The organism is Pseudomonas sp. G3-39 (assembly GCF_054790485.1).
Genome location: NZ_CP186497.1, coordinates 1,809,460 through 1,821,230, shown reverse-complemented (window position 1 = coordinate 1,821,230; position 11,771 = coordinate 1,809,460). Strand labels below are relative to the sequence as shown.

The window sequence follows — 11,771 nt, the reverse complement described above, 5'->3', positions numbered from 1 at the left end:
CCTTTAGACGCGGGAAGCGAACAGCGCCTGATGCTCGCGGCACTGCTCCGCCGTCAGCATGAACACGCCATGTCCGCCGCGCTCGAAATCGAGCCAGGCGAAGTCGACTTCCGGGTACAACGCTTCGACGTGTACCTGACTATTGCCCACCTCAACGATCAACAGCCCCTTCTCGGTCAGGTGATCCGCCGCTTCGGCGAGCATCCGCCGTACCAGGTTCAGACCGTCATCTCCGCAGGCCAGACCCAGCTCCGGTTCGTGCTGGTATTCGTCCGGCATGTCGGCGAAATCTTCGGCATCAACGTACGGCGGGTTCGACACGATCAGGTCGAAACGCTGCCCCGGCAAGCCATCGAAACCATCACCCTGCACGGTGTACACGCGCTCATCGACGCCATGGCGCTCGATGTTCTGGTTGGCCACTTCCAGCGCTTCGAACGACAGATCCGCCAGCACCACTTCAGCGTTCTGGAATTCGTAGGCGCAGGCGATACCGATGCAGCCCGAGCCGGTGCACAGGTCGAGGATGCGTGCCGGCTCGTCGCCGATCCACGGTGCGAAGCGGTTTTCGATCAGCTCGCCAATCGGCGAACGCGGGATCAGCACGCGCTCATCGACGATGAACGACATGCCGCAGAACCACGCCTCGCCCAGCAAGTAAGCCGTCGGAATGCGCTCTTCGATGCGGCGCTTGAGCAGGCGTTGCAGGTTGACCAGTTCGTCGTCTTCCAGCGCACAGTCGAGGTAGCTGTCGGCGATCTCCCAAGGCAGGTGCAAGGCACCGAGCACCAGCTGCCGGGCTTCATCCCAGGCGTTGTCGGTGCCATGGCCGAAAAACAGATCCTCCCCATGGAAGCGGCTGACGGCCCAACGGATGTGGTCGCGCAGGGTACGAAGTCGGGAAGTGATCACGGGGCAGAACTCCAGAAAAAACGACTGGCGATTCTAGCAGCCAAAACGCGTCACGACGACGCGGGAAACATTCGCCGCCGACAGTAGGACTTTTCTGTTTTTTGCATCAGCTATTGAACAGAACGTGTAACTTGACAAGGCTGCAGGCCAATAACGACGCTGCCTACGATGGTAGCGGTTCACAGAACCGCTCAGCCAGAGGACAATGCCGCAAAAGCCCCACCCCAAGGAGCCCCGAATGTCCGTTCCAAAAACGATGTTTCAACTCAGCGGCCGCGGTTACGCAGCGGCCACACTGAGCCATGCCACCGTGGTCATCATCGATGCCCAGAAAGAGTACCTCAGTGGCCCGCTGGCCCTGAGCGGCATGGACGCGGCCGTCGCGAACATCAAACAACTGGTCGCCGCGGCCCGTGCAGCCGGTCGGCCGATCGTGCACGTGCGTCATCTCGGCACCGTCGGTGGCCTGTTCGACCCGCAGGGCGAACGCGGCGAATTCATCCCCGGCCTTGAGCCACAAGGTGATGAAACCATCATCGGCAAACTGCTGCCGAGCGCGTTCCACGGCACCGAACTGCTGGACCGTTTGCAGAATCTCGGCTCGCTGGATCTGATCGTCTGCGGCTTCATGAGCCACTCCAGCGTCAGCACCACCGTGCGCGCGGCGAAGAACCTGGGCTTCCGTTGCACGCTGGTCGAAGACGCCTGCGCCACCCGTGACCTGCCATTCAAGGGCCGCGTGCTCAGTGCCGCCGTGGTGCAGGAAGCGGAAATGGCGATCATGGCCGACAACTTCGCCACCCTTGCCCTGACTCAAGATCTGATCTGATCTGCTCTGATGAGCGGCTCACCGCGCCGCTCATCCGCAAAAGCCTCGCATTTGCTTCAATTGCCTTAGCCTCAGGAACAACCCGGTCAACTCCCGGTCGAAGGGCCGATACCCATTGAGGAAGGTCGGAATGAAGTTATCCGATGGATTTGACGCACGCCGCTTGCGGCCCAAAGGCCAAAGCAACTGGCGTTTTCGATTCGGCGCAGCGATCGCCGCCATTCTGGCGACGTTCGGTGTGCTGCTGGCGATGGCCGGTGCCGCCAGCCTGCTGGGACGCCCGCCGGCGCTCGGCGATTTGAATGCCACGCCGACGGGTTCGGCGATCATTCTCGCAGTCGGCTTGTTGTTCCTGTATTTCGGTGTGGCCCTGTGGCGCCGATGCCGGCGGCGCGCCCGGCAATCGCGGGAACTGAACATGTCCCCGCACCTGATGAAAAAACACGACTGACTCCACGGCCTGGCTTTTTGCCGGGCCGTTTTGTTTCGACTTGGGTAAACTGGCCGCCCTTCGCGGAGGCTGACATGCAAGACGACGATTTTTCCCTGTTCAAAAGTGCGATCCAAGGCGTCAAGCCGATCAAGCACGACCGCGCCGACACCGGCAAACCCAAGGCTGACCGCGCGCAGATCGCCAAACTGCGCCAGTCCGCCACCGTGCGCACCGACACCACCACCGTGGATGGCCTGTCCGATCAGTTCGTGATCGACGTCGGCCCCGAAGACGAGCTGATGTGGGCCCGCGACGGGGTGCAGGAAAGCCAGATGCGCAAGCTCAAGATCGGCCAGATCCCGTTCGAAGGCAGCCTCGACCTGCACGGCATGAACGTCGAAAAAGCCCGCGAGACCCTCTGGGCCTTTCTCGCCGAAGCGACCAAATTCGAAATCCGCTGCGTGCGCGTCACCCACGGCAAGGCCGTGCGCCTGGACGGCAAGCGGCCGATGATCAAAAGCCACGTCAACACTTGGCTGCGTCAGCATCCGCAAGTGCTCGGTTTCACCTCGTGCCAGGCGAAACACGGCGGTGCCGGTGCGGTGTACGTGATGCTCAAACGCACGATGATGGAAGGCCGCGACGAATAATCGCGTTACACCGAACTTGCAGGGTTGTGTCCGCCACCGTACCCTTGCCCTTTGCGAAAATCCCCACAGGTAGTTTCATGTCCCTGGAACAGAATTACACCGCGATTCTCGGCCAACTGGGCGAGGACGTGTCCCGCGAGGGCCTGCTCGACACGCCAAAGCGTGCCGCCAAAGCCATGCAGTACCTCTGCCGCGGTTATGAACAGACGCTCGAAGAGGTCACCAACGGTGCCCTGTTCAGCTCCGACAACAGCGAAATGGTGCTGGTCAAGGACATCGAGCTGTACTCGTTGTGCGAACACCACCTGCTGCCGTTCATCGGCAAGGCGCACGTTGCGTACATTCCGAGCGGCAAGGTGCTGGGCCTGTCGAAAGTCGCGCGGATCGTCGACATGTACGCCCGCCGCCTGCAGATCCAGGAAAACCTCAGCCGGCAGATCGCCGATGCGGTGATGCAAGTCACCGGTGCGCTGGGCGTGGCCGTGGTGATCGAGGCCAAGCACATGTGCATGATGATGCGCGGTGTCGAGAAACAGAATTCGTCGATGATCACTTCGGTGATGCTCGGTGAGTTCCGCGAAAACGCGGCGACTCGCAGCGAGTTCCTCAGCCTGATCAAGTAATCGGCTGCAGAAAAAAACCGGCGTTGATCGCCGGTTTTTTTTTCGCCCGTGAAAAATCGGGTAAGCTGCGCGCCCTTCTCTCTTTGCACCGTGAGGCTTTCAACGTGTTCGTAAAAGCGCTTCGTGTCGGCCTTGGCCAACTGATTATCTTCATCGACTTCATCACCCGCCCGGGCAAGAAACAGCGCCCGGCCGAGGTACAGGCGCAAGTCAACGCCGCCGCCAAAGGCCTGACCCTGTATCAGTTCCACGCCTGCCCGTTCTGCGTGAAAACCCGTCGTACGCTGCGTCGCCTGAATGTGCCGGTCGCACTGAAGGACGCGAAGAACAATGAACAGGATCGCCAGACCCTGCTGGACCAGGGCGGCAAGATCAAGGTGCCGTGCCTGCGCATTGAAGAGAACGGGCAGACGACCTGGATGTATGAGTCCAAGGTGATCATTGATTATCTGGATAAGCGGTTTGCGGCGGTCTGATATTGATGTTGTGTTGCTTATGACCCCATCGCTGGCAAGCCAGCTCCCACAGTGATCTGTAGCGTTCACATAACCTGTGGGAGCTGGCTTGCCAGCGATGAGGGCCGCAAGAACAACACATTACTCAGACAAAAATAAACCGGCCCTCGAGCCGGTTTATTTGTTTTTCACGCCGCTTTATTTATCTGCGCCTGCCTCACCACCGCCGCCAACCGCTTCAACCCTTCATCCAGTCGCGCCGGGTCGATGTGGCTGAAATTCAAACGCAGGTGCCCGAGGTTTTTATCCGGTTCGGGAAAGAACGGCTCGCCCGGCATGAACGCCACATCATTGGCCAGCGCCTCGTTGAGCAACGTCCGCGTATCCAGCGGTTGCTTCAGCGTCAGCCAGAAAAACAACCCGCCCTGTGGCATGTTCCAGTTCGCCAGATCGGAAAAGTGCGTTTCCAGCGCTGACTGGAAAGCATCCCGCCGCTGCCGGTAAAAGCCGCGCAACTCGCTCAGGTGCTGCTGATATTTTTCACTGCCGATCCATTGCAGCGCCTGCCACTGGCCGATGCGGTTGGTGTGCAGATCCGCCGATTGCTTGAGCTTGAGCAAATGCGGGAACAGGTCCGGGCTGGCGATCAGGTAGCCGACGCGCAAACCCGGCAGCAAGGTTTTCGACACGGTGCCGGTGTAGATCCAGCTGGCTTTCTGCAAACGCCCCGCAATCGGCTTGGCGCTGCCGCCATCGAACGTCAATTCGCGGTACGGCTCGTCTTCGATCAGGGTCACGCCGAATTCATCGAGCAATGCGGCGACCGCGGCACGCTTGGCTTCGCTGTAGCGCACGGCGGAGGGGTTCTGGAACGTCGGGATCAGGTAGATGAACGCCGGCCGGTGCTGCTCAAGGCGACTGCGCAGTTGGACCAGGTTCGGGCCATCGGCTTCTTGCGGCACGGTCAGGCAATCGGCGCCGAACAGCTGGAAGATCTGCAGCGCGGCCAGATAGGTCGGCGCCTCCAGCAGGATTTCGGTGCCTTTGTCGATGTATAACTTGGCCGCCAGATCCAAGGTCTGCTGGGAACCGCTGACCACCAGCACCTGACTCGCCTCGCACGCCAAGCCCAGCGCCCTCGCCTCCGCCGCCAGCGCTTCACGCAGCGCCGGCTCGCCTTCGCTCATGCCGTACTGACCAAGCGCCAGCGGCATCTCGGACCATTCGACTTTCGGCAGCATGGCTTCGGCCGGCAGGCCACCGGCGAACGACATCACCTCCGGGCGCTGGGCGGCGGCGAGGATTTCACGGATCAGAGAACTTTTAAGGCGCGAGACACGTTCGGAAAAAGCCATGGGAGTCACCGGTAGCGAGGCCTGGGAAAAATGAGTCAAACTGATTGACTGAAACTACGACAGCTTGAGCGAGTACGTCAACATGCTTGACCTTAAAAACCCCGCCAGCCAGCAACAGGCGATGGAAGCGTTTTTCTTCGGCTATCAGGCGTTCACCGCCAAGGCTGATGAAATGCTCGAGCGACGCGGCCTGTCCCGGGTGCATCAGCGGATTGTGTTTTTCATCGCGCGTTATCCAAATTTGAGTGTGAAGGAATTGCTGGGCTTGCTCGGCGTCAGCAAACAGGCGCTGAACATGCCGTTGCGCCAGTTGCAGGAAATGCATCTGGTGCAGAGCGTGGCGTCGGAGGCAGACAAGCGTAAGCGTCTGCTGGAGCTGACTACTGAAGGTGAGAAGTTTGAGCAGGCGTTGCGGCGTGAGCAGGTGAAATTGCTCGAGCGGGTGTTTGCTGAAGCTGGCGAGGCGGCGGTGAATGGGTGGTTGGCGGTGAATATGGCACTTGGGAGCTCCCAGTCACATCTTGATTGACTGGACTGGCCTCTTCGGGAGCAAGCCCCCTCCCACAGGGTTCTGCGGGTTACCCATGATTCGGGTCCACTGGAGATCCACTGTGGGAGGGGGCTTGCTCCCGAAGAGGCCAGAACAGGCGATATATCCCTATCGCCTGACCTTTCGTAAACAAAACCAAAAACAATATTTGCTTTATTTGTACACAAAAGCATAATCCACTGCGTGCGAGTTCCTGACCGCATGGTCAACAAATTCGCGTATGCCTCAAAGGGCTGCTGCCACCCCTCATGGGTCCGGCCCTGGAAATAACAATAAAACTCTTGAGGAGTACTCGCTGTGGAAAGCCGCAAATCCGAAGCATCGACGCTGGAACTCTCGCCGCCCTTACGCACAGGCGTGCTGGAGCGCATCTTCAAACTCAGCTTGCATGGCACCACGGTGAAGACCGAGCTGATTGCCGGTCTGACAACCTTCATCACCATGGCTTACATCATCTTCGTCAACCCGAACATCATGGCCGATGCCGGGATCGATCACGGTGCAGCCTTCGTCGCCACCTGCATCGCCGCCGCGCTCGGCTGCCTGCTGATGGGCCTGTACGCCAACTGGCCGGTGGGCCTGGCACCGGGCATGGGCCTCAACGCTTTCTTCACTTACACCGTGGTCGGCACCATGGGCTACAACTGGGAAACCGCGCTCGGTGCGGTATTCGTTTCCGGTGTGCTGTTCATGATCCTGACCTTCTCGCGGATTCGCGAATGGCTGCTCAACAGCATCCCGGTCAGCCTGCGCTTTGCGATGGGCGCTGGCGTCGGCCTGTTCCTCGGGCTGATTGGTCTGAAAACCGCTGGCATTGTCGTCGACAGCCCGGCCACCCTGATCAAACTCGGCTCCCTGCGTGAACCCGGCCCGCTGCTGGCGGCGATCTGCTTCCTGATGATCGCGATCCTCAGCTACCACAAAGTCTTCGGCGCGATCCTCATCAGCATCATCACCGTGACCCTCGCCGGTTGGGGCCTGGGCATCGTGCACTACGAAGGGATCATGTCGACCCCGCCAAGCCTGGCACCGACCTTCATGGCAATGAACGTCGCGGGTGTGTTCAACGTCAGCATGATCAGCGTGGTGCTGGCTTTCCTCTTCGTGCACATGTTCGACACCGCCGGCACCCTGATGGGCGTCGCCCAGCGGGCCAATCTGGTCAACGCTGACGGGCGTATCGAAAACCTTTCCCGGGCGATGAAAGCCGACAGCGCCTCCAGCGTCTTCGGCGCGGTGGTCGGTGTCCCTCCGGTAACAAGCTATGTGGAAAGTGCCGCTGGCGTAGCCGCTGGTGGTCGGACTGGTCTTACCGCAGTCACCGTGGGTGTGCTATTTATAGCCGCGATGTTTTTCGCACCGCTGGCCGGGATGATTCCGGCTTACGCCACCGCCGGTGCGCTGATTTATGTCGCGATGCTGATGATGGGCGGCATGGCCCACATCGAATGGGATGAAGCCACTGACGCCATCCCGGCGATCGTCACCGCGATCATGATGCCGCTGACCTTCTCGGTCGCCGACGGCATCGCGCTGGGCTTCATCACCTACGTGGCGTTGAAGGCCGGCACCGGCAAGTACAAGGAAATTTCCGTCAGCCTGTGGGTGCTCTGCGCGATCTTCATCGCCAAGTTCATCTTCTTGTAAGCGTCACGCGGTTCAAGCGTCAAACCAGCCTCACCCTCGCGGGTGGGGCTTTTGCACATTCTTGAGTACAACAAAAAAGGAGCAAAGTGATGAGTCTGGAAACCTGGCTGCTGTTCAGCGGCGCGGCATTGGTGGTGATCCTGATTCCGGGGCCGCTGTCATTGCTGATGATCAGCAACAGTCTGAACTACGGCTTGCGCCGCTCTTACCCGGCATTTCTCGGCGGCGTGATCGCCTCGATCTGCCTGCTCAGTGCTTCGGCGCTGGGGCTCGGCGCCCTGCTGCTGGCCTCGGAACAACTGTTCAGCGCCCTGAAAATCGTCGGCGCGCTGTACCTGTTCTACCTCGCCTGGCAGAGCTGGCAGCAATCGCGTCAGCCAGCGGTCGGTGCCGAAGTACCGCAAGCCGCGCCGGTGCCGCGTTTCCGCACATTGTTCGGCCGCGCGTTTGTCTTGGGCGCGAGCAATCCGAAGGACATTCTGTTTTTCGCCGCGTTTCTGCCGCAGTTCCTTAGCGCGCAACAGCCGTTCCTCCCGCAATTGCTGATCATGATCGCGACTTGGGTGGTGCTGGATCTGTGCTGCAAACTGGCTTACGGGCTGGGTGCACATGGCGCGGCGCGCTATCTGCGCAGCGGCAAGGGACAGAGCTGGTTCAACCGGGTGAGTGCCGGACTGTTCAGTGGTGCCGGTGCTGCGTCGCTGTTGAGCCGCTGACAGCAAAAGCTTCGCGAGCAAGCCCGCTCCCACATTTGGAATGCATTCCCTTGTGGGAGCGGGCTTGCTCGCGAAGGCGTCAGACCAGACAGCACTTTCCTCCAAGCGAAAAAAAGCCCGCAGTGTGAGCGGGCGAAAGACCAAAGAAGCTATATGCGCAGTCGCTTCCCGGTGGGGGCAGCTGCTTGGGGGTCAGCTGCCCCGATAGGTGGAATAGCTGTAAGGCGAGATCAGCAGGGGTACGTGGTAATGATCCTGCTCGGCGGAGATGCCGAAACGCAGCACCACCACGTCGAGGAACGCCGGTTCCGGCAGTTGCACGCCACGGGCGCGGTAGTAATCGCCGGCGTGGAACTGCACCTGATAGACCCCGGTGCGGTAGTCATCGCCTTGCAGCAGCGGCGCATCGACCCGGCCATCGCTGTTGGTTATCGCACTGGCGACCAATTCCAGGTGCGAACCTTCAACGCGGTACAGCTCGACCTTGATCGAGCTGCCCGGGCAACCGTGTGCAGCGTCCAAAACGTGTGTTGTCAAACGTCCCATTGATTCTGCGCGCCTGGCCGCAAAGAGCAGTCAGACTTCGCGCCTCCCGAAGTCAGGTAAAAAGGAGACCGCACCGATTCGGAGCACGAAAAGTTGCGGCGAGCGACTGATTAAGACACTTTTCAAAAAAATTGTACACAATAAAAACGACATTTTTCACCTCATCCCCGCCATTCGGGCGTTTGCCCCTGATCTGCCCTCAAGCGCCTGGCTATTGAACCTCACAACCATTAGCTGACTGATCAGGCAGGTTTCTTGCAGGTTTACGCCATTAACAGCAAAAGATGACAGTCGGTGAAAAATGCGAAAATTCAGGCTTACAAATTGCGAATAAAGTTGTATACAATCAGCCCATCGCTGTGACGCCAGCCTGTGCAGGCCGTTACACAAACCTGTCAACGAATAAGAAGGAAGACTGCAGTGAGCGCTGACTACCCACGCGACCTGATCGGTTACGGCAGTAACCCTCCTCACCCACACTGGCCGGGCAACGCGCGCATCGCCCTGTCCTTCGTGCTCAATTACGAAGAAGGCGGCGAGCGCAACATTCTGCACGGCGACAAAGAATCCGAAGCCTTCCTCTCCGAGATGGTTGCTGCTCAACCGCTGCAAGGCGCGCGCAACATGAGCATGGAATCGCTTTACGAGTATGGCAGCCGCGCCGGCGTCTGGCGGATCCTGAAACTGTTCAAGGAATTCGACATTCCCCTGACCATCTTCGCCGTGGCCATGGCCGCCCAGCGCCACCCGGACGTGATCCGCGCGATGGTTGAAGCCGGTCACGAGATCTGCAGCCACGGCTACCGCTGGATCGACTACCAGTACATGGACGAGGCGCAGGAGCGCGAGCACATGCTCGAAGCGATCCGCATCCTCACCGAACTCACCGGCGAGCGCCCACTGGGCTGGTACACCGGCCGCACCGGCCCGAATACCCGGCGCCTGGTGATGGAAGAAGGCGGTTTCCTCTACGACTGCGACACCTACGACGACGACCTGCCTTACTGGGAACCGAACAACCCGACCGGCAAGCCGCACCTGGTGATCCCGTACACCCTCGACACCAACGACATGCGCTTCACCCAGGTGCAGGGTTTCAACAAGGGCGACGATTTCTTCGAATATCTCAAAGACGCGTTCGACGTACTGTACGCCGAGGGCGCCGAAGCGCCGAAGATGCTTTCGATCGGTCTGCACTGCCGGCTGATCGGCCGTCCGGCGCGTCTGGCCTCGCTCAAGCGCTTCATCGAATACGCCAAAAGTCATGAACAGGTGTGGTTCAGCCGTCGCGTCGACATCGCGCGTCACTGGCACGAAACCCACCCGTACCAAGGGGCCGCCCAATGAGCCGCTTTCAAACCCTGCAACCGTCGACCCTGAGCCGCGACGCCTTCGTCAAAGCCTTCGCCGACATCTACGAACATTCGCCATGGGTGGCCGAGAAGGCCTACGACCTGGGCGCGGACGCGTCGATCAACGAGATCGAAACCCTGCACCAGCGCATGAGCGACATCTTGTTGAGCGCCGATCACGCCAGTCAACTGGCACTGATCAATGCTCACCCGGACCTGGCCGGCAAAGCTGCCGTCCAGGGCCAACTGACCGAAGCCAGCACCAATGAACAGGCTGGCGCCGGTATTCACCAATGCACGGCCGAAGAGTTTCAGCGCTTCACCGAGCTGAACGACGCCTACAAGGCCAAGTTCAAGTTTCCCTTCATCATGGCGGTAAAAGGCAGCAACCGGCATCAGATCCTCGCGGCGTTCGAAACGCGCATTCACAACTCGGTCGACACCGAATTCAAATGCGCGCTGGCGGAGATCAACAAGATCGCCCTGTTCCGTTTACTGACTCTCTAGCGAAGCCTGGCCCGAGTGCATCAAACGCGGAGAGCACCCAGGGCCTTGCAAGCATCCCCAGCCAACTTATTAAAGGCAGACAAGAAGAATGAAAGCTTACGCCGTACCTTTCGAGAAGTTCGTCAACCTGGCCGATGCCCGTCTGGGCACCAAAATCATCTCGGTCACCGATGACTGGTTCGCAGACGCCAATCGTCTGTTTCAGCCGACCCCGGCCGTGTGGAAGGAGGGGGTGTTCGACGACAACGGCAAGTGGATGGACGGCTGGGAATCGCGTCGCAAGCGCTTTGAAGGCTACGACAGCGCGGTAATCCGCCTGGGCGTACCGGGTTCGATCAAAGGCGTGGACATCGACACCTCATTCTTCACCGGCAACTTCCCGCCATCGGCCTCACTGGAAGCGTGCTTCCTGGCCTCGGGCGAGCCGGACGAAAACACCCAGTGGACTGAAGTGCTGTCGGCCGTCGAGCTGCAAGGCAACAGCCACCACTACCACGAAATCAGCAATGACCAAGCGTTCAGCCACTTGCGCTTCAACATCTACCCGGACGGCGGTGTCGCCCGTCTGCGTGTGTACGGCATTCCGTTCCGCGACTGGTCGGCTGTTGGGGACAACGAACAGGTTGACCTGGCAGCAGCCCTCAACGGTGGCCGCGCCCTCGCCTGCTCCGACGAACACTTCGGTCGCATGAGCAACATCCTCAACCCGGGCCGTGGCATCAACATGGGCGACGGCTGGGAAACCGCACGTCGTCGCACCCCAGGCAATGACTGGGTGATCGTCGCGCTGGGCCATCCGGGCGAGATCGAAAAAATCATCGTCGACACCCTGCACTTCAAGGGCAACTACCCGGACACCTGCTCGATCCAGGGCGCGTTCGTCAAGGGCGGCACCGACAGCCAGATCGAAACCCAGTCGCTGTTCTGGCGTGAACTGCTGCCGAGCCAGAAGCTGGAAATGCACGCCGAACACACCTTCGTCGAGCAGATCAAGGCGCTGGGACCGATCACCCACATCCGTCTGAACGTGTTCCCGGATGGTGGCGTGAGTCGCCTGCGCGTTTTGGGCAAGGTCGCGAAGTAAGCAGTGAAACCATTCGCGAGCAGGCTCGCTCCCACAGAAGCCTGCATTCCAAATGTGGGAGCGAGCCTGCTCGCGAAGGCGTCAGAACAGTCAACACAGAATTCGGAAAAGA

At 60.0% G+C, this 11,771-nt stretch carries 14 protein-coding genes; 11 read left to right on the top strand and 3 right to left on the bottom strand.

The genetic code is table 11. The features are described 5' to 3' along the window. Window positions 1-3: 3 nt before the first annotated feature. Window positions 4-912, bottom strand: a complete 909-nt coding sequence (prmB, locus tag ACOYXG_RS08280) for a 50S ribosomal protein L3 N(5)-glutamine methyltransferase (protein ID WP_007960672.1) — start codon at window positions 910-912, stop codon at window positions 4-6. A 238-nt stretch (window positions 913-1,150) separates the two neighbouring features. Here prmB and ACOYXG_RS08275 point away from each other — a divergent pair, with 238 nt between their 5' ends. The 5 genes from ACOYXG_RS08275 to ACOYXG_RS08255 all read left to right on the top strand — a co-directional run bounded on the left by ACOYXG_RS08275 (window position 1,151) and on the right by ACOYXG_RS08255 (window position 3,923). Next, entirely contained in the window at window positions 1,151-1,741 is a 591-nt protein-coding gene (locus ACOYXG_RS08275; RefSeq protein WP_003223193.1) for a cysteine hydrolase family protein, read from the top strand. Window positions 1,742-1,871: 130 nt separating this feature from the next. After that, window positions 1,872-2,192: a hypothetical protein gene (locus tag ACOYXG_RS08270; protein WP_003223191.1), complete on the top strand. Its 321-nt coding sequence runs from the start codon at window positions 1,872-1,874 to the stop codon at window positions 2,190-2,192. Window positions 2,193-2,266: 74 nt separating this feature from the next. After that, window positions 2,267-2,824, top strand: a complete 558-nt coding sequence (locus ACOYXG_RS08265; protein ID WP_096797013.1) for a Smr/MutS family protein — start codon at window positions 2,267-2,269, stop codon at window positions 2,822-2,824. A gap of 77 nt (window positions 2,825-2,901) precedes the next feature. Continuing rightward, the gene (folE, locus tag ACOYXG_RS08260; RefSeq protein WP_003442011.1) at window positions 2,902-3,447 is read left to right on the top strand and encodes a GTP cyclohydrolase I FolE; all 546 of its coding nucleotides are present in this window, start codon (window positions 2,902-2,904) and stop codon (window positions 3,445-3,447) included. Between the two features lie 104 nt (window positions 3,448-3,551). Further along, complete coding sequence (locus tag ACOYXG_RS08255; protein WP_007960660.1) at window positions 3,552-3,923, top strand: glutathione S-transferase N-terminal domain-containing protein; 372 nt, start codon at window positions 3,552-3,554, stop codon at window positions 3,921-3,923. Between the two features lie 167 nt (window positions 3,924-4,090). Here ACOYXG_RS08255 and ACOYXG_RS08250 read toward each other — a convergent pair whose 3' ends face one another. Continuing rightward, a complete protein-coding gene (locus ACOYXG_RS08250) occupies window positions 4,091-5,257 on the bottom strand; it encodes an aminotransferase-like domain-containing protein (RefSeq protein WP_460356964.1) in 1,167 nt (388 codons plus the stop codon). Window positions 5,258-5,339: 82 nt separating this feature from the next. Here ACOYXG_RS08250 and ACOYXG_RS08245 point away from each other — a divergent pair, with 82 nt between their 5' ends. The 3 genes from ACOYXG_RS08245 to ACOYXG_RS08235 all read left to right on the top strand — a co-directional run bounded on the left by ACOYXG_RS08245 (window position 5,340) and on the right by ACOYXG_RS08235 (window position 8,170). Next, complete coding sequence (locus tag ACOYXG_RS08245; protein ID WP_183782100.1) at window positions 5,340-5,786, top strand: MarR family winged helix-turn-helix transcriptional regulator; 447 nt, start codon at window positions 5,340-5,342, stop codon at window positions 5,784-5,786. Window positions 5,787-6,104: 318 nt separating this feature from the next. Continuing rightward, window positions 6,105-7,454 (top strand): NCS2 family permease, encoded by a 1,350-nt coding sequence (locus tag ACOYXG_RS08240; protein WP_027613339.1) that lies wholly within the window; start codon window positions 6,105-6,107, stop codon window positions 7,452-7,454. Between the two features lie 89 nt (window positions 7,455-7,543). After that, window positions 7,544-8,170 carry a LysE family translocator gene (locus ACOYXG_RS08235; RefSeq protein WP_003223174.1) on the top strand — a complete coding sequence of 209 codons (627 nt, stop codon included), beginning with the start codon at window positions 7,544-7,546 and terminating at the stop codon, window positions 8,168-8,170. 192 nt (window positions 8,171-8,362) lie between these two features. Here the strand turns inward: ACOYXG_RS08235 and uraH are convergent, their stop codons facing one another. Then, window positions 8,363-8,716: a hydroxyisourate hydrolase gene (gene uraH / locus ACOYXG_RS08230; protein ID WP_003223171.1), complete on the bottom strand. Its 354-nt coding sequence runs from the start codon at window positions 8,714-8,716 to the stop codon at window positions 8,363-8,365. A 420-nt stretch (window positions 8,717-9,136) separates the two neighbouring features. On the opposite strand from uraH, the gene puuE reads away from it, so the two are divergent. The 3 genes from puuE to alc all read left to right on the top strand — a co-directional run bounded on the left by puuE (window position 9,137) and on the right by alc (window position 11,659). Beyond that, window positions 9,137-10,063 (top strand): allantoinase PuuE, encoded by a 927-nt coding sequence (gene puuE / locus ACOYXG_RS08225; protein WP_096797017.1) that lies wholly within the window; start codon window positions 9,137-9,139, stop codon window positions 10,061-10,063. Continuing rightward, window positions 10,060-10,575: a 2-oxo-4-hydroxy-4-carboxy-5-ureidoimidazoline decarboxylase gene (uraD, locus tag ACOYXG_RS08220; RefSeq protein ID WP_096797018.1), complete on the top strand. Its 516-nt coding sequence runs from the start codon at window positions 10,060-10,062 to the stop codon at window positions 10,573-10,575. Before puuE ends, uraD begins: the two co-directional genes overlap by 4 nt. An 88-nt stretch (window positions 10,576-10,663) precedes the next feature. After that, on the top strand, window positions 10,664-11,659 hold the full coding sequence (alc, locus tag ACOYXG_RS08215) for an allantoicase (RefSeq protein ID WP_003223166.1): 996 nt from the start codon (window positions 10,664-10,666) through the stop codon (window positions 11,657-11,659). The last annotated feature ends 112 nt before the right edge of the window (window positions 11,660-11,771 follow it).

Coding starts and splice junctions, on each gene's coding strand:
- ACOYXG_RS08275 (WP_003223193.1), top strand. CDS start 1,151: ATGTCCGTTCCAAAAACGATGTTTCAACTCAGCGGCCGCGGTTACGCA.
- ACOYXG_RS08270 (WP_003223191.1), top strand. CDS start 1,872: ATGAAGTTATCCGATGGATTTGACGCACGCCGCTTGCGGCCCAAAGGC.
- ACOYXG_RS08265 (WP_096797013.1), top strand. CDS start 2,267: ATGCAAGACGACGATTTTTCCCTGTTCAAAAGTGCGATCCAAGGCGTC.
- folE (WP_003442011.1), top strand. CDS start 2,902: ATGTCCCTGGAACAGAATTACACCGCGATTCTCGGCCAACTGGGCGAG.
- ACOYXG_RS08250 (WP_460356964.1), bottom strand. CDS start 5,257: ATGGCTTTTTCCGAACGTGTCTCGCGCCTTAAAAGTTCTCTGATCCGT.
- ACOYXG_RS08245 (WP_183782100.1), top strand. CDS start 5,340: ATGCTTGACCTTAAAAACCCCGCCAGCCAGCAACAGGCGATGGAAGCG.
- ACOYXG_RS08235 (WP_003223174.1), top strand. CDS start 7,544: ATGAGTCTGGAAACCTGGCTGCTGTTCAGCGGCGCGGCATTGGTGGTG.
- uraH (WP_003223171.1), bottom strand. CDS start 8,716: ATGGGACGTTTGACAACACACGTTTTGGACGCTGCACACGGTTGCCCG.
- uraD (WP_096797018.1), top strand. CDS start 10,060: ATGAGCCGCTTTCAAACCCTGCAACCGTCGACCCTGAGCCGCGACGCC.
- alc (WP_003223166.1), top strand. CDS start 10,664: ATGAAAGCTTACGCCGTACCTTTCGAGAAGTTCGTCAACCTGGCCGAT.